23 protein-coding genes are annotated in these 22,201 nt (G+C 64.5%); 15 read left to right on the top strand and 8 right to left on the bottom strand.

The window, feature by feature from the left end; all coding sequences use genetic code 11:
* Window positions 1–5: 5 nt before the first annotated feature.
* The 4 genes from WHZ77_RS20445 to WHZ77_RS20430 are packed head-to-tail and all read right to left on the bottom strand — an operon-like array spanning window position 6 to window position 3,365.
* Window positions 6–983: a branched-chain amino acid ABC transporter permease gene (locus tag WHZ77_RS20445; RefSeq protein ID WP_375309586.1), complete on the bottom strand. Its 978-nt coding sequence runs from the start codon at window positions 981–983 to the stop codon at window positions 6–8.
* Entirely contained in the window at window positions 980–1,834 is an 855-nt protein-coding gene (locus WHZ77_RS20440; protein WP_375309585.1) for a branched-chain amino acid ABC transporter permease, read from the bottom strand. Before WHZ77_RS20440 ends, WHZ77_RS20445 begins: the two co-directional genes overlap by 4 nt.
* Entirely contained in the window at window positions 1,831–2,574 is a 744-nt protein-coding gene (locus WHZ77_RS20435; RefSeq protein WP_375309584.1) for an ABC transporter ATP-binding protein, read from the bottom strand. Before WHZ77_RS20435 ends, WHZ77_RS20440 begins: the two co-directional genes overlap by 4 nt.
* On the bottom strand, window positions 2,571–3,365 hold the full coding sequence (locus tag WHZ77_RS20430) for an ABC transporter ATP-binding protein (protein ID WP_375309583.1): 795 nt from the start codon (window positions 3,363–3,365) through the stop codon (window positions 2,571–2,573). Before WHZ77_RS20430 ends, WHZ77_RS20435 begins: the two co-directional genes overlap by 4 nt.
* Window positions 3,366–3,718: 353 nt before the next feature.
* Here WHZ77_RS20430 and WHZ77_RS20425 point away from each other — a divergent pair, with 353 nt between their 5' ends.
* Window positions 3,719–4,627: an amino acid ABC transporter substrate-binding protein gene (locus WHZ77_RS20425; RefSeq protein WP_375309582.1), complete on the top strand. Its 909-nt coding sequence runs from the start codon at window positions 3,719–3,721 to the stop codon at window positions 4,625–4,627.
* Between the two features lie 10 nt (window positions 4,628–4,637).
* Here the strand turns inward: WHZ77_RS20425 and WHZ77_RS20420 are convergent, their stop codons facing one another.
* Window positions 4,638–5,864 carry an MFS transporter gene (locus WHZ77_RS20420; RefSeq protein ID WP_375309581.1) on the bottom strand — a complete coding sequence of 409 codons (1,227 nt, stop codon included), beginning with the start codon at window positions 5,862–5,864 and terminating at the stop codon, window positions 4,638–4,640.
* A 91-nt stretch (window positions 5,865–5,955) separates the two neighbouring features.
* Here WHZ77_RS20420 and WHZ77_RS20415 point away from each other — a divergent pair, with 91 nt between their 5' ends.
* The 4 genes from WHZ77_RS20415 to WHZ77_RS20400 are packed head-to-tail and all read left to right on the top strand — an operon-like array spanning window position 5,956 to window position 9,549.
* The gene (locus WHZ77_RS20415) at window positions 5,956–6,429 is read left to right on the top strand and encodes a MarR family winged helix-turn-helix transcriptional regulator (protein WP_375309580.1); all 474 of its coding nucleotides are present in this window, start codon (window positions 5,956–5,958) and stop codon (window positions 6,427–6,429) included.
* A gap of 2 nt (window positions 6,430–6,431) precedes the next feature.
* Complete coding sequence (locus tag WHZ77_RS20410) at window positions 6,432–8,483, top strand: FUSC family protein (RefSeq protein ID WP_375309579.1); 2,052 nt, start codon at window positions 6,432–6,434, stop codon at window positions 8,481–8,483.
* Complete coding sequence (locus WHZ77_RS20405; protein ID WP_375309578.1) at window positions 8,480–8,686, top strand: DUF1656 domain-containing protein; 207 nt, start codon at window positions 8,480–8,482, stop codon at window positions 8,684–8,686. The genes WHZ77_RS20410 and WHZ77_RS20405 overlap by 4 nt, the downstream gene beginning before the upstream one ends.
* Complete coding sequence (locus tag WHZ77_RS20400; RefSeq protein WP_375309577.1) at window positions 8,683–9,549, top strand: efflux RND transporter periplasmic adaptor subunit; 867 nt, start codon at window positions 8,683–8,685, stop codon at window positions 9,547–9,549. The genes WHZ77_RS20405 and WHZ77_RS20400 overlap by 4 nt, the downstream gene beginning before the upstream one ends.
* A gap of 82 nt (window positions 9,550–9,631) precedes the next feature.
* Here the strand turns inward: WHZ77_RS20400 and WHZ77_RS20395 are convergent, their stop codons facing one another.
* Entirely contained in the window at window positions 9,632–10,843 is a 1,212-nt protein-coding gene (locus tag WHZ77_RS20395; RefSeq protein ID WP_375314772.1) for an acyl-CoA dehydrogenase family protein, read from the bottom strand.
* A 575-nt stretch (window positions 10,844–11,418) separates the two neighbouring features.
* Here WHZ77_RS20395 and WHZ77_RS20390 point away from each other — a divergent pair.
* From WHZ77_RS20390 to WHZ77_RS20375, 4 genes are read left to right on the top strand one after another with little or no spacing between them, the layout of a single operon-like run.
* Window positions 11,419–12,147: an outer membrane protein gene (locus tag WHZ77_RS20390; protein ID WP_375309576.1), complete on the top strand. Its 729-nt coding sequence runs from the start codon at window positions 11,419–11,421 to the stop codon at window positions 12,145–12,147.
* 49 nt (window positions 12,148–12,196) lie between these two features.
* Window positions 12,197–12,739 (top strand): porin, encoded by a 543-nt coding sequence (locus tag WHZ77_RS20385; RefSeq protein WP_375309575.1) that lies wholly within the window; start codon window positions 12,197–12,199, stop codon window positions 12,737–12,739.
* A gap of 53 nt (window positions 12,740–12,792) precedes the next feature.
* On the top strand, window positions 12,793–13,551 hold the full coding sequence (locus WHZ77_RS20380; protein WP_375309574.1) for an outer membrane protein: 759 nt from the start codon (window positions 12,793–12,795) through the stop codon (window positions 13,549–13,551).
* 31 nt (window positions 13,552–13,582) lie between these two features.
* Complete coding sequence (locus WHZ77_RS20375) at window positions 13,583–14,116, top strand: porin (RefSeq protein ID WP_375309573.1); 534 nt, start codon at window positions 13,583–13,585, stop codon at window positions 14,114–14,116.
* 84 nt (window positions 14,117–14,200) lie between these two features.
* Here WHZ77_RS20375 and WHZ77_RS20370 read toward each other — a convergent pair whose 3' ends face one another.
* Both WHZ77_RS20370 and WHZ77_RS20365 read right to left on the bottom strand, forming a co-directional pair.
* Window positions 14,201–15,310, bottom strand: a complete 1,110-nt coding sequence (locus tag WHZ77_RS20370) for a glycoside hydrolase family 172 protein (RefSeq protein ID WP_375309572.1) — start codon at window positions 15,308–15,310, stop codon at window positions 14,201–14,203.
* A 105-nt stretch (window positions 15,311–15,415) separates the two neighbouring features.
* Complete coding sequence (locus WHZ77_RS20365) at window positions 15,416–17,041, bottom strand: long-chain fatty acid--CoA ligase (protein WP_375309571.1); 1,626 nt, start codon at window positions 17,039–17,041, stop codon at window positions 15,416–15,418.
* A gap of 176 nt (window positions 17,042–17,217) precedes the next feature.
* Here WHZ77_RS20365 and WHZ77_RS20360 point away from each other — a divergent pair, with 176 nt between their 5' ends.
* The 6 genes from WHZ77_RS20360 to WHZ77_RS20335 all read left to right on the top strand — a co-directional run bounded on the left by WHZ77_RS20360 (window position 17,218) and on the right by WHZ77_RS20335 (window position 22,125).
* Window positions 17,218–19,071: a flavin-containing monooxygenase gene (locus WHZ77_RS20360; protein ID WP_375309570.1), complete on the top strand. Its 1,854-nt coding sequence runs from the start codon at window positions 17,218–17,220 to the stop codon at window positions 19,069–19,071.
* Window positions 19,072–19,112: 41 nt separating this feature from the next.
* On the top strand, window positions 19,113–19,928 hold the full coding sequence (locus WHZ77_RS20355) for a lytic transglycosylase domain-containing protein (RefSeq protein ID WP_375309569.1): 816 nt from the start codon (window positions 19,113–19,115) through the stop codon (window positions 19,926–19,928).
* A 112-nt stretch (window positions 19,929–20,040) separates the two neighbouring features.
* Window positions 20,041–20,262: a hypothetical protein gene (locus WHZ77_RS20350; RefSeq protein WP_375309568.1), complete on the top strand. Its 222-nt coding sequence runs from the start codon at window positions 20,041–20,043 to the stop codon at window positions 20,260–20,262.
* Between the two features lie 12 nt (window positions 20,263–20,274).
* A complete protein-coding gene (locus WHZ77_RS20345; protein WP_375309567.1) occupies window positions 20,275–20,697 on the top strand; it encodes a hypothetical protein in 423 nt (140 codons plus the stop codon).
* A 382-nt stretch (window positions 20,698–21,079) separates the two neighbouring features.
* Window positions 21,080–21,526, top strand: coding sequence for a MaoC family dehydratase (locus WHZ77_RS20340; protein WP_375309566.1), 447 nt, complete (start codon window positions 21,080–21,082; stop codon window positions 21,524–21,526).
* A 101-nt stretch (window positions 21,527–21,627) separates the two neighbouring features.
* Window positions 21,628–22,125 (top strand): hypothetical protein, encoded by a 498-nt coding sequence (locus tag WHZ77_RS20335; protein ID WP_375309565.1) that lies wholly within the window; start codon window positions 21,628–21,630, stop codon window positions 22,123–22,125.
* Window positions 22,126–22,201: the final 76 nt, after the last annotated feature.

Here is a 22,201-nt window from a genome sequence, read left to right as displayed (position 1 = left end):
GTGTTTCATGTTTTCCTGGTGATACGTCGGTACAGGCCCACGAGCCCCGCAGGCCAGAAGATCAGGACCAGCGCCAGCACCGATCCCAGCACGATCTTGTTCCAGTCGCCGCCGAGCGACAGCAGGTTCTGCTGCGCGATCAGCAGGGCGGTGCCGATCAAGGGGCCGAGCAGGATGCGGCGCCCGACCAGCACGATGGCGGTGAGCATCATGACGAGGAAGTAGGACTCGAACATGTCGGGGCCGACATAGGCGCGCTGATAGGCGTAGAGCCAGCCGGCAAGCCCGGTGATGGGCGCGGAGATCACGAACACCGCGAGCCTGATCCGGCGCGGATCGACGCCAAGGCTCGCGGCCAGCGCCGGGTTCATCTGCACCATCAGCGCGGTGGTGCCGAGGCGCGAGCGGCGGAAGCGCGCGATGAAGGCGAGCGTCAGAAGCAGAAGGACGAAGGCGACCGGCCAGAGGTCTTCCTGCATCGCGCCGGAGAAATTGGTGACGAGCATGGGGAGCTTCAGCGGCGGAATGCCGACGATGCCGTCGGAGCCGCCGACGGCGTCCCAGTTGAACGCGATCTCGTAGGCGACGACCGCAGCAGCATAGGTCACGAGCGAGAACACGAACTCGCGGGTCCGCAGTGTGACGGCGCCGAGGAAGGCCGCCGCCGCAAGGCATAGCGCGATCGTGGCGGCCGCCGTGACCCAGCCGTTCAGGGCGTATTTGACCGAGAGGTTCGCCGCCGCATAGCCGCCGATGGCCCAGAATACCGTATGCCCGAGGCTGACCTCGCCGAGATAGGACAGCACGATGTCCGCGCCGTAACACATCACGGCGAAGATCGCGATCGTGGTCAGGGTCCAATAGGCGACCGAGGTGCCGCCGAGCAGGCGCGGCAGGAAGAAGCCGATCACCACGAAGGCCACGACTGCGGCGTAGCGCAGGTACGGGATCGAGGCGGGGCGTGGAGACTCGATCGCGGTCATTTGGTCGCAAGCCCCGCGGGACGGATCACGAGCAGCGCGAGCAACAACGCAAAGGCCGCTGCCGTCGTATAGGCTGGCGCCACGAACGCGCCGAAGAAGGCCGTGAACAGCCCAAGCCCGAGGCCGGCCGCGAGCGCCCCGCCGATCGAGCCGATGCCGCCGAGCACGACCACGACGAAAGTCATGATGACCTCGTTGAAGCCCATGCTGGTCAGGATCGGCGAGCGGGGCGCTACCAGCGCGGCGCCGAGCGCGACCGCCGCGCATTCGAACACGAAGACGCCGAGGTAAACAAATTTTGCGTTGATGCCGAACAGTTCCGAGAGCTTTGGGTCCTCGGCCACGGCGCGGATGACCGAGCCGAACCGGGTACGCTGCGTGAACAGCCAGACTGCGCCGTAGAGCAGCAGCGTAACGACCAGCACCAGCACATCCTGCCAGGTGAACCAGAGCGGGCCGATGTCCACCTTGGCGCGCGCCAGTGTGCCGGGCAGCGTCTGCGGATTGCCGCCGAAGATGAGCGCGCTGCCGCCCTGCAGGACGTAGCCAAGGCCGAGCGTCACGATCATCAGGCTGGTCAGGTTCTGCGTCATGACCAGCCGCATCATCGCGCTCTGTAAGAGGAGGCCGATGGCGCCAAGCACGACGATGGCCACGAGGATGGCGAGCGGGTAGGGCAGGCCCACCTTGACGATGGCGTACCAGGTGACGAACGCGCCGAGCATATAGAGCTGGCCGTGGGCAAAGTTCACGAGGCGCGCAACGCCGAGCAGAATGGTCCAGCCCAGCGCAATGCAGGCATAACCGGAGCCGAGCACGATGCCGTTGATGATTTGCTGCGCAATATTCATGCCGGCGTTCCATCCGCGATGGTGCCGAGATAGGCCTCGATGATGCGGTGATCGGCGGCCATCAATTCGGCGGGGCCTTCACCGACGATCTTGCCGCGTTCGAGCAGACAGAGATGGTCAACCACTTTCAGCGCCGCCTTCACGTTCTGCTCGACCAGCAGCACCGGAAGGCCGCGATCGACCAGCAGGCGGATCCGGGACAGCAGATCCGTGATCAGACGGGGCGCAAGGCCCGCGGATGGCTCATCGAGCATCAGAACGCGCGGGCCGGCGAGCAAGGCGCGTCCAACCGCGAGCATCTGGCGTTCGCCGCCGGAGAGCGCTGCGCCCCTGTGCGAGCGGCGCTCCGCAAGGCGGGGGAAGAATTCGAAGACCTCGGGAACGGTGAAGAGATGCCGGCCGGTGGTGTCCGTGGGGGGCCGTACCAGCGTCAAATTCTCATCGACGGTCAGCTCGGCAAAGATGTTCTTGCCTTCCGGCACCAGCGTGAGGCCGCGTGCCACCCGGTCGTGGGCGGCAAGCTTCTCGATGCTGCGTCCTTCGAGTTGCACGCTGCCGGTGACGACAGCGCGGCCGCGTGACCAGCCGGCGAGCGCGTTGACGAGTGTGGTCTTGCCGGCGCCGTTGGCGCCGACGAGGCCGACCATCCGCCCTGCGGGCACGCTGAGATTGACGCCTGATACTGCAACGTTGCCAGCGTAGCGTACCGAGAGGTTGTCGCTCTGGAGCACGCCGCTCATTCGTCGCGCCCCAGATAGGCTTCGCGGACCAGGGGATCACGCTGGATGTCGGCCGGCGTTCCCGTCGCCAGCATTGCACCCTGGTCGATCATCACGATGCGGTCGGCGATCGACATGATCAGGTCCATGTGATGCTCGATGACGACGAGAGCGAGGTTGCGCTTGCGCAGGCCGATCAGGACGTCGGCGAGTTTCTTCATGTCGCCGCCACTCAGACCCGCGGCGGGTTCATCCAGCAGCAGCACTTTTGGGCCGGTTCCGTAGGCGAGGGCAACGGAGAGCAGGCGCTGTACGCCATAAGGAATGTCGCCGGGAAGCTGGTCGTGGTACTGGCGCGCGATGCCGAAGAAGTCGAGCAGTTGAGCGGCCGCTATCTCGGCGGCGCGGCGTGTGGTTGCCTCGCGCCACGGCGCAAACAGCGATGTCGCGAGACTGGTCGAGAAATCGCGGAAGATGGCCGAGACCGCGTTCTGCAGGACGGTCAGCTCGCCGAAGAACGAATTCTGCTGGAAAGTACGGCGCAGACCGCGGCCGGCGAGGTCGAATGTCCGAAGCGCGGAGACGTCGTTGCTGTCGAGGAAGGTGCGGCCGCGATGGCTGACGGCGTTTGTGACGGCGGCAAAACAGCTGCTCTTGCCGGCGCCGTTCGGACCGATGATGCCGAGGATCTCGTCGCCATGGACCGACCAGCTCACGTCGCGCAGGGCGACAAGCGCGCCATACTGCACGGTCAGCCTTTCGACGCGCAGCACCTCGCTCGCGCTGCGACGCGTCTCCCCGGAACTTGCCACTCGGCCGTTCATCCCTTGTTGTCCCGGTCGCGCTTACGGCAACCGGTCGTTTTTGGCGGGGCAACGCGCCGCTATCGATGCGGAATCAAATCGCAGGAGAGCGGCGGCCTCGCGGGATGCAAGGTATTGCGCGCGCACGATGAAAACTTGTGCTGACTGGTTGTCAGACCGGAGGCACTTGCGCGGCAGAGCGCTCAACCCTGACGGTGCCGGGCGATATCTCCTCCCGCATCGGTACATGTAAAACGGGGATGGCCGATAGACGGAGCCTCGTCTGGTGATTGCGCCGGCTCTGGGCTATCACATGCGCGGCCGTGCGCTGGCGCAGCCCATGATCTTTTGAGGAGCTTTCGATGCGTCTTCCCACCGTTATCCTGGCCCTGACGTGTCTTGCGGGCGCAGCTTCCGCCGAAGACCTGTCGGGCACGCTCCAGAAGATCAAGGAAACGAAGAAGATTAGGCTCGGCTATCAGGAAGCGTCCGTGCCTTTCAGCTATCTGGACGGCAACCAGAAGCCGGTCGGCTTTGCCATGGACATCTGCCTGAGGATCGTGGATGCCGTGAAGAAGCAGCTCGGCATGTCCGACATCGGCGTCGAGTATCTCGCGGTGACCTCGTCGAACCGCATACCGCTGATGGTCAACGGCACGCTCGATCTGCACTGCTCGGCGACCACCAACAATGCCGACCGCCAGAAGCAGGTCGCGTTCACCAACACGCATTTCCTCAGTGCAACGCGATTTGCAGCCAAGAAGGCCGCGAAGATCAACAGCATCGACGATCTCAAGGGCAAGGCCGTCACGGCGGTGGCAGGATCGGTCAACCTGACCCAGCTCGCCAGGGTCAACACCGAGCGCAACCTCGGTATCAACATCATGCCGGCCAAGGACCAGGCCGAGGCCTTCCTGCTGCTGGAGACCGACCGGGCCCAGGCCTACGCGCTGGACGACGTTCAGCTTGCCGTTGCGATCGCGCGCGCGAAGGAGCCGCAGCTTTTCATGATCAGCGACGAGGCGTTCTCGAAGCCGGAGCCGTTCGGAATCATGCTGCGGCGGGAGGATGCGCCGTTCAAGGCGCTGGCCGATCGCGCCACGGCGGAACTCTACGCAAGCCCGGAGATCGAGGTCCTCTACCGGAAGTGGCTGGAATCCCCGACCCCGCCGAACGGTCTCAACTACAACGTCCCGATGTCGCCGGCCCTGCGCAACGCCTTCAAAAAGCCGAGCTCGAGCGCCGATCCTGACGTCTACGCGGTGAATTGAGGCGAGGGCGCTAGCGCGTCCGCGGCAGATCCAGCAATTGGCCCGCCAGTGCTGCGCCGATCACGGCGATGGCGGCCATGACAAGCGCCCACGGGACGAACAGACGATGGCCGATCAGCGCGCCGCTCACCAGCGGGGCGCTGATGTTCGCACCGGACATCAGCGACTGGTTGAGCCCCATGATCATGCCCTGACGGTTGATCGCGGTCGAGCGCGACAGCTCCGCGGTCAGCGTGCTGCGGGCGAACATGGTGCCGGCGATGATGAGCGTCAGCTCAATCGCGAGCAGGCCGACATTGCTGCCGGCCGCAAGCCCCGCGAATCCGAGTCCCATGCACGCGAACGCGGCCATGACGATGTTGCGATCGGAAGCGATCAGGTTGGCGCGTGTGATCAAGAGGCCCTGGACCACAATGTTGATGAAGCCGGCATAGGCGAACATCCAGCCGAGCTCGCGCGCGCCGAAGGGATGGCCGTCCGAGGAGAACCGTTCCGACAAGAACAGGCCGATCTGGGACAGGAACATCGAGTTGACGAAGAAGAACACGATGAGCAGGCCGAGCAGGCGCAAGGCGTAGCGCATCCCGAACAGGCTGCGGGTGAACGTCGCCTCGGACAGGCGATGCTGGTAAAGCGACCCGGACGCCGGGTGATCCGGCGGGAGCAGGGCGACTGTCGCGATGATGCTCACCAGGGAGAGCGCGGCCGCGGCCCACACCGGCGCGGTCTGGCCATAATGCACGAGGAAGCTCGAGAGCGCGGGGCCGAGCAGCAGCCCGGTTCCAATTGCGCCGCTGGTCATTCCGAGCGCCTGCTTGCGCGTCGCAGGCGCACTGTGCTCGGCGGCGTAAGCGTGCGCGACCGAGATGTTGCCGGATGTCAGGCCGTCGATGACGCGCGCCAGAAACACCAGCGTCAGATTGGCCGCGAGGGCGAGCAGGACAAATCCGATCAGGGTCCCGACCTGGCTGACCACCAGCACCTTTCGTCGGCCATAGCGGTCCGAGAGCATGCCGACCACGGGGCCGGCAATGAGCTGGCAGACGGCATAGACGGAGATCAGGGCGCCCAGCAGAACCGGCGTGGCGCCCAGTCTCTGTGAATAGAACGGCAGCAGCGGGAGGATGATTCCCATGCCGGTGGCATCCACGGCCACGACGACGAAGGTCGGCATCAGCGCCAGCGTGCCTGCGCTCGCCATCGCCGCCCGTGCCTCTATCGTGGAACCCGGTCCCATCTGCGTTGTCCTCGTTCGCTTTTGCGTGATCGGCTGGACTCTGCGGGTGTATATAGTTGCAGACTAATAGTTCGTATCCTATCTAATTTGCATGGCTCCCTCGCAGGCTCACATCCATGCCGAACTCGGCCGGCTCATCGCGCGCCTGGCCCGCGTCTGGCGCCGCGAGTCCGACCAGGCCTTGTCCGATCACGGCCTGTCCTATGCGACCGCGATTCCGCTTCTGGTGCTGTCGAGGCACGGTGAAAACGTCCGTCAGGGGGTACTTGCCGACGAGCTCGGCATCGAGGGGCCGTCGCTCGTGCGCCTGATAGACCTGCTCCAGGCCGAGGGGCTGGTTGAGCGCAGGGAAGACCCGACCGACCGCCGCGCCAAGACGCTCCATTTGACCAAGGCGGGCGAGGCCAAGGTCGAGGAGACCAACCGGGTGCTGCGCCGGGTGCGGGCGAGCCTGTTGAAGGATATCGGCGCGGACGAACTTGCGATAACCTTCGAGACGCTTCAGCGCATCGAACGGCGGGCCGGTCGCCTGCAGGACGGCAAGACCGGTCCAGAGGCGAAGTAGCCATGCGCGCAGACGAGCCTTTTCTGGTCCGCCACGCGGACCTCATTTTCGCGTTGAAGACGTTTGCCGCGTCGATTCTCGCGCTCGTCATCGCATTGGCCATGGACTTGCCGCGGCCCTATTGGGCGATGGCGACGGTCTACATCACGTCTCAGCCGCTTGCGGGCGCAACGAGCTCGAAGGCGTTCTTTCGCGTCATGGGCACGCTGGTCGGCGCGATCATGACGGTGGCGCTGGTGCCGAACCTGATCGATGCGCCCGAGCTGCTCTGCCTCGCGATCGCGCTCTGGGTCGGGCTCTGCCTCTATCTGTCGCTGCTCGACGGCACACCACGCAGCTACGTCTTCATGCTGGCCGGATACACCGTGGCGCTGATCGGCTTTCCGTCCGTGTCTGAGCCAGCCGCCATCTTCGACACGGCGGTGGCGAGGCTGGAGGAGATCTCGCTCGGCATCATCTGCGCCAGCCTCGTTTCCACCATCGTGTTTCCCCGCAGCGTCGCGCCCGCCGTCGCGCACCGCGTCGACAGCTGGTTGTCCGATGCGCGCAATCTCAGCCGAGCCGTGCTGCTGCGCGACGGTACGAGCGAAGCGCACCGCGCCAGGCGCCTCAAGCTCGCAACCGACATCGTCGAGATCGATACGCTCTCGACCCATCTTGCCTATGACCGGCTGGCGGATCGCAATGCCGTGAGCAGCCTCGGCGAAATCCGTCTGCGCATGCTGATGCTGCTGCCGGTCGTCGCCTCGCTAGAGGACCGTCTGACTGCGCTGGGGGAGGAGGCTCTGCGCCGGCAGCCGGAGCTGAATCGGCTGCTGGAGGATCTTGCGCAATGGATCGTGAGCGACGTCGGTGCGCGGCAGCCGGCCGAGCGGATCCGCTCCATGATTGCGGAGCGGCAAGCGGTGCTCGATGACGACGCCTCCTGGGAGCGGATCATCACCACCAGCCTGTTGTCGCGGCTACGCGAGCTGGTCGCCCTCTCGCGCGACTGCCGCGCGCTGACCGAGGCGATTGCCGAGGGCCAGGACGTCTCGACGCTCGATCTTGCTTTTCATCCCGAGACCGGCGCCGCGCCCGTGCGCCACCGGGACCGCGGCCTTGCGCTGTGGTCCGCGGCCGGCGCGGCCGGCGCCATCCTGATCTGCTGCGCGTTCTGGATCGGCACCGGCTGGCCCGACGGCGCGTCGGCGCCGATGATGGCAGCGGTGGCGTGCTCGTTCTTCGCAGCCCAGGACGAACCCGCGCGCTTCATCCGCAGTTTCGGCCTGTGGTCGCTGGTCGCGATCGTGGTGGTCGCGATCTATCTGTTCGCGCTAGTGCCGGCGATCTCCCATCTCGAGGTCCTGGTCGTGGCGCTGGCCCCGGCCTTTTTGCTCTACGGCTTTCTGATCGCGCGACCGGCGACGGCCGGCACCGGCATGGCTCTCGCGGCCAACACGGCGACGCTGCTGGCGCTGCAATCGACCTACAGCGCGGACTTTGCGTCCTATGCGAACTCCGCGGTCGCCTTTTTCGTCGGCGTCGCCATCGCCGAGCTCGTGACGCGGATCGCGCGCGGCGTCGGCGCCGAGTGGGTCGCCAATCGCCTTGTGCTGTCCAACTGGACGACGCTTGCGGTTGCCGCCGAACGCCGCGGCAAGCGTGATCGCGCGGAATTCGCCGGCCTCATGCTGCACCGGCTCGGGCTCCTGGTGCAGCGGATCGCCTTTCTGTCCGAGAGCGATCGCCGCGATACCGACAGCCTCGTCCAGCTCCGCATCGGCCTCAACATCATCGACCTTCGCCGCGCCCGCTATGGGCTCGCGGCATCGACCATTTCCGTGATCGACCACATGCTCGACCAGCTCGCCATCGCTTGCCGCAAATTTGCAAGCGATGGGATGCCGGTCGAACTGCTGGCAAGCATCGATCGGGCGCTGGCCCGGGCGGTGAAGGATCCCAACGAAAAGGCGCGGGAAGACGCCCTGATCGGCCTTGTCGGCATCCGCCGCGGCCTGTTCCCCGACGCACCGGCCTACCGGCCGCGCGCAGGCGAGAGTGTTGCGGCATGAGATATGTGATCGACATCTATGGCGTGCTCGTGCCGGCGCTGCTGCTGTGGATCATCGTCGCCTATGTCCTGAGCGCGATTCTTCGCCGGCTCATGCATCGCTTCGATCTCTACCGGCTGGTCTGGCACCGCGCGCTGTTCGATTTCGCGATCTTCGTCTGCCTTCTCGGCGGCGTCGTCTATCTCTCGGAGTATCTCTCATGAAAGGGAATTTTCCCTGGCTCGGTCGCCTCGCACTGACAGTGCTTGCCGTCGTCGCGGCGCTCGTCGTCGGCCGCGAGCTCTGGGTGTATTACATGGAATCGCCGTGGACCCGCGACGGCCGCGTCCGCGCCGACGTGGTGCAGGTCGCGCCCGACGTGTCCGGTTTCGTGACGCAAGTGCTGGTCAAGGACAATCAGAAGGTCCATCGCGGCGACGTACTGTTCCGGATCGACCGCGAACGTTTCGCGCTGGCGCTGCGGCAGGCCGATGCCGCGGTGGCCGGTCATCAGGCCACGCTCGATCAGGCCAATGCCGATCTGAAGCGCTACAGCGCGCTGACGACCGACGCGGTGTCGCAGCAGAAGCAGGAGCAGGTGCTGGCGACCCAGCTTCAGGCCAAGGCGGCCGTCGATCAGGCCGTGGCCGACCGTGCGGTGGCCCAGCTCAATCTCGACCGCAGCGAGGTCCACGCCTCCGTGAACGGCGTGATCACCAACATGGATCTGCGTCCGGGCGCCTATGTCACGGCCGGGAAGGGCGTGATGGCGCTGGTCGATACCGACACGCTGCATGTGGAAGGCTATTTCGAGGAGACCAAACTCGCGCGCATTCGTGTGGGCGACAAGGTGCGGATCCGCCTGATGGGCGAGAAGGTGACGCTGTCAGGCCATGTCGAGAGCATCGCCGCCGGTATCGAGGATCGCGACCGCGCCGACGGCGCCAGCCTGCTCGCCAACGTCAACCCGACCTTCAGCTGGGTGCGCCTCGCCCAGCGCGTGCCCGTGCGCATCGCGCTGGATCCGGTGCCTGATGGCACGGCACTGGTCGCCGGGCGCTCGGCAACGGTGGAGGTGCTGGATTAGTCGAGCGCCTTACGCTGCGCGCCACCTTCTCCCACAAGAGGAGAAGGGAAGAGCGCGCCTCAAGAACAGAACGCCTGTCTCCTCATGCGTTCGAATATTTCTTCAGCTCGAACCGCGCGATCTGGTTCCTATGCACCTCGTCCGGCCCGTCGGCAAGACGCAGCAAACGCGCGGTCGCATAGGCCTGCGTCAGCCCGAAATCGTTCGACGTGCCGCCGCCGCCATGGGCCTGGATGGCCCAGTCGATGATCTGGCAGGCCATGTTCGGCACGGCGACCTTGATCATCGCGATCTCGGCCTTCGCCACCTTGTTGCCGACCGTGTCCATCGCGTAGGCGGCATTGAGCGTCAGCAGACGGGCCTGCTCGATCATGATGCGGGATTCCGCGATGCGCTCCTGCGTCACCGTCTGCTCCGACACCGGCTTGCCGAAGGCGACGCGGCTGCGCACGCGGCGGCACATTTTCTCCAGCGTGCGTTCGGCTAGTCCAATCAGCCGCATGCAGTGGTGGATGCGGCCCGGGCCGAGGCGGCCCTGTGCGATCTCGAAACCACGGCCTTCGCCGAGCAGCATGTTTTCTTTCGGCACGCGCACGTTGGTGAAGACGACTTCCGATGCACGGTCGGGCACGCCGTAGAAGCCGAACACCGGCAGGGGACGCTTCACCTCGACGCCTGGTGTCCCCATCGGGACCAGGATCATGGATTGCTGTTTGTGGCGGTCTGGATTGTCGGGATCGGTCTTGCCCATGAAGATGCAGATCTTGCAGCGAGGGTCGGTTGCATTCGTCGTGTACCATTTGCGCCCGTTGATGACGTAATGGTCGCCGTCGCGCACGATCGAGCTTTCGATGTTGGTCGCGTCGGATGACGCGACCGCCGGCTCGGTCATGGCGAAGCAGGAGCGGATTTCGCCCGCGAGCAGCGGCTTCAGCCAGCGCTCCTTGTCCTTCTCGGTGCCGTAACGCTCCAGCACTTCCATGTTGCCGGTGTCGGGCGCCGAGCAGTTGAAGACTTCGGGCGCCAGATGCGAGCGGCCCATCACTTCGCAGAGCGGGGCATATTCGAGATTGGTGAGGCCTGCGCCGTGGCTCGACTCCGGCAGGAACAGATTCCAGAGGCCCTCCGCACGTGCCAGCGGCTTCAGCTCCTCGACGACGGGATAGACTTTCCACGGTCCGAGCTCCTCCGCCTCGCGATAGAAGCGCTCCTCGTTCGGATAGATGTGCCGGTCCATGAAACCCTCGAGCTTGCGCTTGAGCTCGACGACTTTGGGCGACATCGGGTAGAGCATCTGGGTCTCCTGCAGGTCGATCAGGGTCTGGTTTTGGGGCAGGTTGGCATCGAATCGTGCCGAAGGTTGCCCGGCATGCAGCCCCATTTTTCATCAATTGGTCGGCCGCAACTTGCGTCAAGGCAGACCCGGCACGTTGCCATGTTAACGGTCATTCACGGGCTGTCTTGTGTCGTACCGCGGTTGGGAGGCGGGCAAGACAGCCAGAAGCAACAAACTGCAATTGTCGCCTTCGCGGTACTGGCAATTCAACGCGCGGTGCCTAAGATCAGCCTCAATTAGAAGCAGGGGGCTGCAATCATGACAAGAGAAGGGGACTTTGGACGCGCATCCATGGGGATCGCTCGTCTTTAGTTCGCCCATCGACTAGCCGCGGAGCGCATTTTCCTAGACCGCGTCCTGGCTCTTCCAACTCTCAATAGGTCTTCCCGTCGATCCGCTGGTGCGTGGTCGCCGGCTTCGTTCGTTCAAAAACCAGCAGGGGCTTGACCCAAATGTCGCAACCTAGAATGCAATCTACGATAGCGTCATCATCATATGCACCTTTAAATCCAGAGAAGGAAATGGACCTCGACATGCACACACATTCAGGACGCTCCGTAACTCGCCGCCGCGGATTTGCAGCCGCCGTTGCGACGGCGAGCGCGATCATCGCTTCACCCGTTTTCGCCGGCGGTCCGCTGCCCGCACCCGTCGTCTCCTGGACTGGCGCCTATGCCGGCGTTCACGGTGGTTGGGGGTGGGGGAAGAGCGAGTTTCGCGATCCGCTCAACAATCCCGCCAACAATCCGTCCTTTGCCTACTACAACGGGCCGCTCGCCGGCGGGCAGCTCGGCTACAACTGGCAGCAAGGCAACTACGTCATCGGCGCCGAGATCGACGGCTCCTGGTCCTTTGTGAAGGGCAACACCAGCACCTCGCCCATCGTCACGTCGGGCACCAACAACGGGGTCGGCTACACCGCCCTGGCGACCGCAACGGGACGTGTCGGTTACGCATCCGGCCAATGGCTCGCCTACGCGAAGGGCGGCGCGGCCTATGCCCGCATGGAGCTTTCGTCGAGGTTCACGCCCGAGGTCACCAACTACGACCGAAACCTGTTCGGTGCCGTGGGCGGCGTCGGCCTGGAAGTGGCCTTCCTGCGCAACGTTTCCGCCAAGGTCGAATACAACGCGATCTTTCTCCCGACCGAGACGCTCCACTGGGTGAGCCCGGACACGACGTCCGAGATCAAGCACTTCGTCCAAGTGGTGAAGGCCGGCATCAACGTCCGCTTCAACGGCGACGATGGACCGCTGCGCTAACGCCCCGAGCTCAATCGAAACAGCATTCAGCAGAAATTTGGAGAACATCATGTCCATCATTTCCAAGAACCACCGCTCCAGGAACCGCCGCGCCGCCCAAATGGTCGCTGCCGCCGTCACCATCGGCCTCACCGCCGTGATCGCGGCGCCGAGCCGCGCGGCACCGGTCGAGTACGTCAAGGTCTGCTCGTTGTACGGCGCCGGCTTCTTCTACATTCCGGGCACCGACACCTGCACCAACGCCAACCAGATCGCGACGAACCAGTTCGACATCGCGCGTGCGCAGACCCGCGCCTCGACCGGTACCGCGATGGCCGCGTCGCTCGTCGCTCCGTGGCTTCCGACCGGCACCAACTACGCGGTCTCGACCCACTGGGCGACCTATGACGGCCAGCACGCCGCGGGCTTCTCGGGCCTGGTGCGGGTCTCCGGCAACTTCGTGTTCTCGGGCGGTTTCTCGCTTGGCCTCGACAAGGGAAGCCTCACCTCCCTCACCAACCGGACGCAGACGGAATACGGCACGGCGATCCCGGCGCAATCGTGGAGCGACGTCCGCGGCCTCGGCCGCGCGGGCTTCATGTACGCCTGGTGAAGCGCGCGAAACCTTATCCGATAATTCATTCCGGCATTTTGAAAGATCATCTCATGACAATCTCCGTCCTCCGATCGGCGCGCCGCTTCCTCGCCTGTGCTGCTGCCGTTGCGCCGCTTCTCGCCGCCATGTCGCTCACCGCCACGTCCGCGAATGCGGCCGATATGACCGTGAAGGCTCCGGTCGTCGCCCCGGTGCCGCTCTGGAACGGCTTCTACATCGGCGCTCACGGCGGCTACGGCGTCGGCAGCAGCCGTCTGGTCGACCCGAGCTTCGCCTTTGCTCAGGACCGCTTCACGATGGATACGAAGGGTGCGATCGCCGGTGCGCAGGTCGGCGGCAATTGGCAGTTCGACAACATCGTGGTCGGTGCCGAACTCGATCTCTCCTGGGCGTCGATCAAGGGCAATCGGCCGGTCGACCCGGCGAACCCCCTCTTGTCCGGCCTTTCAGTGTCGTACCAGGCACTGGCGACGGGCACCGGTCGCATCGGCTACGCGTTTGACAACGCGCTGGTCTACGCCAAGGGCGGCGTGGCATGGGCCAACATTGCCTACCAGGCCTTCGTCGGCACGCCCGTTCCAACCGACATAAACCATCAGCGAACCGGCTTGACCGGCGGCGTCGGTCTTGAATACGCGCTGACGAAAAATCTCTCGGCGCGCCTCGAGTACGACTATCTGTACTTCGGCCCGGCTGCGATCGCGCTGACGACACGGATCAGCACCCAGAACGTCGACCATGAGCTGCACCTCGTGAAGCTCGGCGTGAACTACCGCTTCAACGGCGATGCCATCGTTGCTCGTTACTGAGCCGCGTTCCCATCATTGATTGGAGACAACCATGTGGAAGCAAATCAACGCGGCACGAGGCGTCCTCGGACGAAGCTTGCGCGTGATGCTAGCGGCCGCTGCCCTGGCTCTGGTGATCCCGACGCCGGGCCATGCCGCGGTCGAATACGAAAAGGTCTGTTCGCTCTACGGCGCCGGCTTTTTCTACATCCCGGGCACCGACACCTGCGTGAACGCGGCGCAGACCGTGCAGAGCCAGTTCGACATCGCACGCCAGGTCACCCGTGCAGCAACAGGAACGGCCATGGCCGCTTCGCTCGTCAATCCGTTCCTGCCTGACGGGACCAACTACGCGATCTCGACCCATTGGGCCGTGTTCGACGGGCAGCACGCCGCCGGAGCCGTCGGCATGATCAGAATCCAGGGCAACCTGTCCCTGACCATGGGCATCGCGTTCGGTCTCGATCGCGGCAGCCTGACGTCCAACTCCAACCGGACCGCGACGGAGTTCGGCGTGGCGATCCCGGCACAGTCGTGGAGTGACATCAGGGCACTTGGACGGGTCGGCCTCCAGTATTCCTGGTAGCTGGTCCTGAATGCGAAGGCGCCACCCGGACGATCGACTTGACGTCCGGGTGGCGCAGATATCGAGAGCGAAGGGAAGGGCGGCCTAGACGATTTCGAGATAGTCCGGGCCGGGCAGCTGCGGAAACGGCGCTGTCGGCAGCGTCTGATACCAGAACGCGACCGAGGCGATGTCGTCCTGCAGCGGAAGATACCTTGCCTCTTTGACGCCGGGCAGCCAGCCCAGTGCCTGGATCGTCACGCGTAGATCAGAGCGGAAGCGTATGGGGTCGGGGATGTGCCAGCGGTACATACCGAAACGCTGCTGCGACTTGTAGACGCCGTCTGGGCGGATCACCTGCGGCAGGCCGGCATAGGGCGTGGTGAATTCCTGGTAGCGCGATTGCCCTTGACCGCCATGCGCGACATGGGGATCGAAATTATAGGCGCCGCAAAAATAGTCCTCGGTGCCGGTGCCGCAGATGGTCGGGAATTCGCCGTCGCCGTCGAGGAAGAACTTGATCTCGCCTTCGCCCCACCAGCCATTGTTGTTGACGCCCCAGGCCATGTAGGTGCCGACATAATGACCCGCGCCCTGGACGCCGTCGAGGATGGTGTAGACCTCCTTGTAAGGCAGCGGATTGGTGCGCCGGAACTGCGCATGGAAATAGCCGCAATCGTCGGGCACGTCGGTCAGCGCATAGTTGATCTGGTAGTAGACGGTGAGGGCCTCCTCGCTGCGGTTCTCCAGCGTGAAGCGCGCGCGCTTGCGGAACGGCATCTCCCAATAACAGTTGAAGGCGCGGCCGGGATTGACGCAGACCGCGAGCGAGGACACTTGCGCGAACTCCTCCCAGCCGCAGGCGAAGAAATCGCCGGCCGGGCATTCGACGCTCGGCAGCGTCTGGTCGTCCCAGTAGACGCGCAGGATCGAATGGCGCAGCCGCCCGCGCGCCAGCGTCATCCAGATCTGCTGGATCGCACCCTGGCCTTCGATGTCGGCGAGCGTGAAGGTCGTTCCCGGCTCGATCACGACATAGGGCGAGACCTTCCAGCCCCGGCCGAGGTCGCGGGCCTGCCGTGCGGCGGCACCGTCGATCGCCATGCCGCCCTTGCCCTTCTCGCCGGTGAAGTTCTCGGGGCTGATCGAGCGCGTCTGCGCGTTCGACAGGCGCGACAGATTGCCGAGATGCAGGCCCAGTCCGGAAAACGCCATGGTATCCTCAACATGAAGTTGGCGACGTTCCGGTATATCGTCCCCGAATTGACCAAAAGATGAAGATGATCGCGTAAGGAGGGGCCTTTGCACGACCGCGCGTCGTCAACCCACGCGATACTCCCTGAATTTCTCGCGCAGCGCGGATTTGAGTACCTTGCCGGTGCCGGTCATCGGGAATTCATCCAGAAACTCGACAGCATCCGGCATCCACCAGCTCGCGATCTTCGGGCGCATGTGGTCGAGCAGCGTCTTGCCGTCGACCGTCGCGCCCTTCTTGCGGACGACGAGAAGCAGGGGACGTTCCTGCCATTTCTCGTGGTTGATCGCGACCACCGCGGCCTGCAGCACGTCGGGATGAGACAGGGCGACGTCCTCAAGCTGGATCGAGGAGATCCATTCGCCGCCGGACTTGATGACGTCCTTGGAACGGTCGGTCAGCGTCACGTGGCCTTGGCTGTCGATCACGGCCATGTCGCCGGTGATCAGCCAGCCGTCGGGGTCGAGGCCTTCCTCGAGCTTCATGTAGCCGGAGGCGACCCACGGGCCACGCGCGCGCAGATGTCCGACGGTCTTGCCGTCGCGCGGCAGCTCAACGCCGCCGTCGTCGACGATGCGTAGCGCAGTGCCGAAACAGGCGCGGCCCGACACCTGGCGCCGGTCGAATTTCTCGATGTCGCTGAGATGCTCCGAGCCGGGCCTCAAGCCCGGCATCGAGCAGCCCAGCGCCTCGGTCATGCCCCAGGCCTGGATATAGTCGATGCCATAGTCGCGCTTGAGCTTCTCGACCATCGCGCGCGGTGGCGCGGAGCCCGACGAGAGCGTCGCGCGCAGGGTGGAGAATTTGTTGCCGGTGCGGCCCAGCCAGTCGAGCAGGATCAGCCAGAAGCTCGGCACGCCCGCCGACAGCGTCACCTTCTCGCCTTCGAGCAGTTCGTAGAGCTTGTCGGGTTCGTAGTTGCGGCCGGGCAGCACCAGCTTGGAGCCGGTATAGGGCGCGGTGAACGGCATGTTCCAGCCGTTGCCGTGGAACAGCGGCGCCATCGGCATCATCACCTCGCGCACGCCTTCGACGTGTCCGGGCAGGAAATCGAAACTGCTGCAGGTCATCGTCTGCAGGATCGCCGCGCGGTGCGAGTAGATCACGCCCTTCGGATTGCCCGTCGTGCCCGAAGTGTAGCAGATGGTGGAGGCCGACTTTTCGTCGAACTCCGGCCAGGCGAAGCCGGCGTCGTTCTCCTTTTCCAGCAGCTCCTCGTAGCAATGCACGTTCGCAAGATTCGTCTCCGGCATCCGCTCGCGCGATGACATGATCACGTAGGCCTCGACCGTCTTGAGCTGCGGCGCGATCGCTTCGACCAGCGGCAGCGTGGCGCGGTCGACGAACAGCAGCCGGTCCTCGGCGTGATTGATGATGTAGACGAGCTGCTCGGGAAACAGCCGAGGATTGACGGTGTGCAGCACATAGCCCATGCCCGGCGCGGCATAGAACATCTCGAAATGACGATGGGTATTCCAGGCCAGCGTGCCGACGCGATCGCCTTGCTTCATGCCGAGCCGCTTGAGCGCCAGCGCCATGCGCTTGATGCGCGGGTGGGCGTCGGCGTAGGTGGTGCGATGGATGTCGCCTTCGATCTCGCGCGCGACGATCTCCGCTTCGCCGTGATAGTCGGCGGCATACTGGATCAGGCCGCTGATCAGAAGCGGCATGTCCATCATCAATCCCTGCATCGTCTCCTCCAGTCCGCCGCGTCGTTGCGCTGCGTATGCTTGTGATTTGCGCGGAAGGTTAGCGGAACGCCACGCGGCGTTCACGCGAAAAACGAGGGGCGCGATTGCGTGGGGCGCTTTTTCGAGGCTAACTGATCCGAGCTGCCGGCGAAGCAGCGTTCGCGGTGGAGGAATCGATGTCAGCGGAAAGACACAAGACCGGTGCGGCCGGCGAATCTAAGGTCGACATTGCCGCACTCCGCGCGCGCTATCGCGACGAGCGCGACCGCCGTCTGCGTGCCGAAGGCAAGGCGCAATATGTCGAAGTAACCGGCGACTTCGGTCGCTATCTCGACGATCCCTGGGCCGATCCCGCATTTGCGCGCGAAGCTGTCAGCGAAGAGACCGAGGTGCTCGTCGTCGGCGGCGGCTTCGGCGGTCTGCTCTGCGGCGCGCGCCTGCGCGAAGCCGGCATCGACGATTTTCGCATGGTGGAAAAGGCCGCGGATTTCGGCGGCACCTGGTACTGGAATCGCTATCCCGGTGCGGCTTGCGACACCGAGAGCTACATCTATCTGCCGCTGCTGGAAGAGACCGGCTACATGCCGGTGCGCAAATATGCGCGGGCGCCCGAGATCTACGAACATTCCCGACGCATCGGCCGTCACTTCGGCCTCTACGAACGTGCGCTGTTTCAGACCGTCATCGCGCGCATGGAATGGCAGGAGACGGAGGGGCGCTGGCTGGTCGAGACCGATCGCGGCGATCGCATCCGCGCGCGCTTCGTCATCCTGGCCGGAGGCCCGCTGAGCCGTCCGAAGCTGCCGGGCATCCCCGGCATCGAGACGTTCAAGGGCCACAGCTTTCACACCAGCCGCTGGGATTACGGCTACACCGGTGGGACCGCCGAAGGCGGTCTCACCGGTCTTGCGGACAAGCGCGTCGGCATCATCGGCACCGGCGCCACCGCCGTGCAATGCGTGCCGCATCTCGGCCGCTCCGCGAAAGAGCTCTACGTCTTCCAGCGTACGCCATCGGCGATCGGCGTCCGCGACGACCGGCCGACGGACCAGAACTGGGCGCAAAGCCTCAAGCCCGGCTGGCAGCGCGAGCGCATGGACAATTTCACCGCCGTCATCTCCGGCGAGCCGTTCGAGCAGGATCTGGTGCAGGACGGCTGGACCGGCTTGCTCGGCGAGATCTTGCTGGCGCCGCGCCGTCAGCCTCAGCCGGTGACCTCGATGGAGGAGGCGTTGAAGGTGATCGAGCAGGCCGACTATCGCAAGATGGAGGAGATCCGCGCCCGCGTCGATGCCGTGGTGAAGGACGATGCGGCCGCGGCGGCGCTAAAACCCTGGTACAAGGCGTTCTGCAAGCGGCCGTGCTTCCACGACGAATATCTCGACACCTTCAATCGCCCCAACGTGCATCTCGTCGACACCAAAGGGCAGGGCGTCGAGCGGATCACCGAGAACGCCGTCGTCGTTGACGGCAAGGCCTATGAGCTCGACTGCCTGATCTATGCCAGCGGCTTCGAGGTGGGCACCGATTATGGCCGGCGCATGGGCTTCGAGGTTTACGGCCGCGGCGGCACGAGTCTGTCGGAACGCTGGCGCGATGGCGTCAAGACGATCCATGGCTTCTACAGCCGCGGCTTCCCGAACTGCTTTCTGATCGTCACCGTGCAGGCCGGCCAGAGCGCCAATTTTCCGCACATCATCGATGAGCAGTCGCAGCACATCGCCTACGTCATCAAGGAGGCGCGCAAGCGCAAAGCGCGAACGCTCGAGCCGACGCTCGCCGCCGAGAACGCCTGGGTCGACGAAGTCGTCAAGGCCGCGCTTGGCCGCCAGACCTATCTGGCCGAATGCACGCCCGGTTATTACAACAATGAAGGCGTGTTCGATCCGATCGCGGCCAGAAACAGCCAATATTGGCGCGGGCCGGTGGCGTTCCTGAGGCTGCTCGACAAGTGGCGCAAGGAGGGCAATCTGGAAGGACTCGAACTGTCGTATGATCACGCCATGGAGTCGGCGCCTTCGTCCGGGTAAGCTCGGGCATCGGATTGCCGCAGACAGAGAGGACGTTGGACATGATCAGGGGCAGGACTGTAGCCGGGGCGGTTTTTGGCGCGATGGCGTTGCTCGGTTGCCTGGCGCCCGCGGCGCACGCCGCCACCTGCGGCAGCTCGCCAGCGGGGTTTGAAGCCTGGAAGCGCGAGTTCAGCGCGGAGGCTCAGGGCAAGGGCGTCGGGCAGACCGCGCTGTCGGCGCTGATGCAGGCCAATTACGCCAGCGCCACGATTGCGGCCGACCGCGGCCAGCGCAGCTTCTCGCTGACGCTCGACCAGTTCCTTGCCAAGCGCGGCGCTACCACCATCGTAGCCAAGGGCCGGCAGCTCAAGCAATCGCAGGCCGCCTTGTTCGCCTCGATCCAGCAACGCTATGGCGTGCCGCCCGGGCCGCTGATCGCGATCTGGGGCATGGAGACCGGTTTCGGCAGCCAGCGCGGCAACCAGAACATGCTGTCGTCGATCGCAACCCTTGCCTATGACTGCCGCCGTCCCGAATTCTTCACCGACCAGCTCTATGCCGCCCTGAAGCTGATCGACCGCGGCACGCTGTCGGGATCAACCCGCGGCTCCATGCATGGCGAGGTCGGCCAGACCCAGTTCATGCCGAAGAACATCCTGGCCTATGGCACCGGCAATCTCGAGGTCGCCGCCAACGCGCTGAACTCGACCGCGAATTTCCTCAAGGCCCATGGCTGGAAGGCGGGAGCGGGTTACCAGCCGGGCGAGCCGAACTTCGTTGCCATCGAGGCCTGGAACGCGGCAGGCGTCTATCAGAAGGCGATCGCGCTGATGGGACGGCAGATCGACGAAGGAGGTGCGGCCGCGTCGCGTTAGCGCTCTTGTTCAGCAAGGCGTGATGCGCCGGCACAAGAAAGTTGTTGCCATCAGGAACCGACGGCACGAGGCTTGCTTGATCAGGGCAGGGCTGGGCATGAGGAGACTCAACATGGCTACCCAGATCGTGATGGACCAGACTGGCGACACGCGCCACGAGTTTGATCCCGACAATGCCGAAGCGCTGGCACGGGCCGAAAAGCGCTTTCGGGAGCTGACCGGAGCCGGCTTCACCGCCGCTTTCCGGACCGGGCCCGGCGAAGTGACCCGTATCAAATCATTCGATCCGACCGCACAGGAAACACTGTTCTATCCCCGTCTGGTCGGCGGCTGATCCGAGCTGCTCATGTTCGCGGCATACTGGTTCCGCACGCCGGCGCGTGCGCGTCTTAATGCGCTGCGCGAACTCTATCGACGCTTCTTCGGCGAGAACACGCCGGATGCGCGGGGCCGCCGCCTTTTGGCCGAATGGCTGTCGCCGGCGCAACGCGCGCAGTTTGAGCAGCATCGCTATTTCGATGTCATCGGCTGCGACACCGGCAGGACCTATCGCATTCACTACGGCACCGCCGCCAACGTCCACGAGACTGACCGCGACGGGCACCCGACGATGGGCTGGTGCTTCGTCCCGTCGGGCTTCCTGGTGCCGGGCGACGTGATGCTGGCGCAAAAGATAGCGCTCGAGACGGATGAAAAGGGCGCACTCGCGCTCGCCAACCGGTTTCCGCCGGCGACACATTCGGAACACTTCTACCGGCGCCCATTCTAGCGCCTGGGATGATCACAAGTGGGTGGTGCGATAGGCGTCCAGCGCATGTGCCGCAAAGATACCGATGCTGCAGAGGACGAGGAGGGCGGAGATCAGCTCGATCATGACTCGTCCTCCCGCAGCGGCTCTGCGACGAGGTTCCGGCAGCAGGAAAAATCATAGATCAGCTCGAGGAGGAATTGCATGGTGGCCGTCCCTGTACTTATTTTGACAACCACTTAACCGGCCATCTGTTTCAGGCGTGTTTCGTCGTTTAGGGAAACGGGTTTCGCGGGGAACTCCGGGGCTGGTTTGTGCGCTGCGGACCCGCTACATCCCGCTTCCAATCCGTCCCTTCGGCCGCGCTCCCCGCGGGCCGCATGTTACGTTGCGAGGCAAGATCATGGCGCAGGTCGAGTGGTTCGACGATCTCACCATCGGAATGCGGTTCAGATCGCCTGAGGTCGAGATCACCGAGGCCGACATCAAGCGCTTCGCGGCCGAATTCGATCCGCAGCCGATGCATCTCGACCATGAGGCCGCCAAGGAGACCCTGTTCAAGGGGCTGGCCGCGTCCGGGTGGCATACCGCTGCGATCGCCATGAACCTCGCGATCCAGGCCCGCCCGTTCGGCCCGCATCCGCTGATCGGCGCCGGCGTCGACGGCCTGCGCTGGACCATCCCGGTGCGACCGAACGACCGCCTGCATCTGGTCGGCGAAGTCATGAGCCTGACGCCGTCGAAATCGAAGCCGCAGGGCGTCGCGCTGGTGAAATGGACGATGTTCAACCAGAACGACGAGGAGGTTTACACCTTCACCCCTATCGCCATCATCCCCAGGCGGATGTAGGGCGGTCGCCGTCGGACCCGGTCAGCCTCCTCAAACCCTTGCGGGCCACCGGCAGAGGTGGTCATCTCCACGTGGGGAACACGCTGGAGGCAAAGATAAAGATGAAGAGAGTCCTTTTCGCCGCTGTGCTGGCCGCGGGCGCCTTGGCCGCCGGGCCAGCGCTCGCGCAACAATCCAGGGTCGGCGACTGGACCATCGAGAAGCGTACGCAGGACACGCATTGCAATGCGAGCCGCGGCTACAAGGACAAGGACGACGAGAACCGCGACTACGTCATCGTCATCACTTATTCCGAGAAAGCCATCGTGATCGTGATGATCTATGGCGGCTGGGAGTGGGACAAGGTCGGCGAGGTCCTGCGCGCCGATGTCGGCACCGATGACGCCGACATCATGAAGAAGGCGAAGTGGGAGGTCATGGACAAGACCACCGTGCGCGGCATCTTCGAATACGACCAGTCGATGATGGATCGCCTCTCGAAGGCCAGGCGCCTGTCGCTCGATTTCGAGGAGGATGACGAGGACAGCATCGAGATGCAGATCCCGCGCGCCGGCGAAGCGCTTGCCGCGCTGAAGTTCTGCGAGGAGAACCGGAAGTAAATTGCCGGTGCCGGCCGTGAGATCGGGAATATCTGGCAGCTCTGACTGATGGCAGTAGCGGGGGCGTGACACATCG

The organism is Bradyrhizobium sp. A5 (assembly GCF_042076515.1).
Classification (GTDB): domain Bacteria; phylum Pseudomonadota; class Alphaproteobacteria; order Rhizobiales; family Xanthobacteraceae; genus Bradyrhizobium; species Bradyrhizobium cosmicum.
This window is presented reverse-complemented; position numbering and strand designations above follow the sequence as displayed.

What these genes read in the sequence shown, in the direction of transcription:
- WHZ77_RS20355 (WP_375309569.1), top strand. Translation starts at nt 19,113, where the DNA reads ATGATCAGGGGCAGGACTGTAGCCGGGGCGGTTTTTGGCGCGATGGCG.
- WHZ77_RS20420 (WP_375309581.1), bottom strand. Translation starts at nt 5,864, where the DNA reads ATGGGACCGGGTTCCACGATAGAGGCACGGGCGGCGATGGCGAGCGCA.
- WHZ77_RS20380 (WP_375309574.1), top strand. Translation starts at nt 12,793, where the DNA reads ATGACAATCTCCGTCCTCCGATCGGCGCGCCGCTTCCTCGCCTGTGCT.
- WHZ77_RS20405 (WP_375309578.1), top strand. Translation starts at nt 8,480, where the DNA reads ATGAGATATGTGATCGACATCTATGGCGTGCTCGTGCCGGCGCTGCTG.
- WHZ77_RS20385 (WP_375309575.1), top strand. Translation starts at nt 12,197, where the DNA reads ATGTCCATCATTTCCAAGAACCACCGCTCCAGGAACCGCCGCGCCGCC.
- WHZ77_RS20410 (WP_375309579.1), top strand. Translation starts at nt 6,432, where the DNA reads ATGCGCGCAGACGAGCCTTTTCTGGTCCGCCACGCGGACCTCATTTTC.
- WHZ77_RS20345 (WP_375309567.1), top strand. Translation starts at nt 20,275, where the DNA reads ATGTTCGCGGCATACTGGTTCCGCACGCCGGCGCGTGCGCGTCTTAAT.
- WHZ77_RS20415 (WP_375309580.1), top strand. Translation starts at nt 5,956, where the DNA reads ATGGCTCCCTCGCAGGCTCACATCCATGCCGAACTCGGCCGGCTCATC.
- WHZ77_RS20350 (WP_375309568.1), top strand. Translation starts at nt 20,041, where the DNA reads ATGGCTACCCAGATCGTGATGGACCAGACTGGCGACACGCGCCACGAG.
- WHZ77_RS20340 (WP_375309566.1), top strand. Translation starts at nt 21,080, where the DNA reads ATGGCGCAGGTCGAGTGGTTCGACGATCTCACCATCGGAATGCGGTTC.
- WHZ77_RS20425 (WP_375309582.1), top strand. Translation starts at nt 3,719, where the DNA reads ATGCGTCTTCCCACCGTTATCCTGGCCCTGACGTGTCTTGCGGGCGCA.
- WHZ77_RS20335 (WP_375309565.1), top strand. Translation starts at nt 21,628, where the DNA reads ATGAAGAGAGTCCTTTTCGCCGCTGTGCTGGCCGCGGGCGCCTTGGCC.
- WHZ77_RS20395 (WP_375314772.1), bottom strand. Translation starts at nt 10,843, where the DNA reads ATGCTCTACCCGATGTCGCCCAAAGTCGTCGAGCTCAAGCGCAAGCTC.
- WHZ77_RS20435 (WP_375309584.1), bottom strand. Translation starts at nt 2,574, where the DNA reads ATGAGCGGCGTGCTCCAGAGCGACAACCTCTCGGTACGCTACGCTGGC.
- WHZ77_RS20400 (WP_375309577.1), top strand. Translation starts at nt 8,683, where the DNA reads ATGAAAGGGAATTTTCCCTGGCTCGGTCGCCTCGCACTGACAGTGCTT.
- WHZ77_RS20445 (WP_375309586.1), bottom strand. Translation starts at nt 983, where the DNA reads ATGACCGCGATCGAGTCTCCACGCCCCGCCTCGATCCCGTACCTGCGC.
- WHZ77_RS20365 (WP_375309571.1), bottom strand. Translation starts at nt 17,041, where the DNA reads ATGCAGGGATTGATGATGGACATGCCGCTTCTGATCAGCGGCCTGATC.
- WHZ77_RS20440 (WP_375309585.1), bottom strand. Translation starts at nt 1,834, where the DNA reads ATGAATATTGCGCAGCAAATCATCAACGGCATCGTGCTCGGCTCCGGT.
- WHZ77_RS20375 (WP_375309573.1), top strand. Translation starts at nt 13,583, where the DNA reads ATGTGGAAGCAAATCAACGCGGCACGAGGCGTCCTCGGACGAAGCTTG.
- WHZ77_RS20390 (WP_375309576.1), top strand. Translation starts at nt 11,419, where the DNA reads ATGCACACACATTCAGGACGCTCCGTAACTCGCCGCCGCGGATTTGCA.
- WHZ77_RS20360 (WP_375309570.1), top strand. Translation starts at nt 17,218, where the DNA reads ATGTCAGCGGAAAGACACAAGACCGGTGCGGCCGGCGAATCTAAGGTC.
- WHZ77_RS20370 (WP_375309572.1), bottom strand. Translation starts at nt 15,310, where the DNA reads ATGGCGTTTTCCGGACTGGGCCTGCATCTCGGCAATCTGTCGCGCCTG.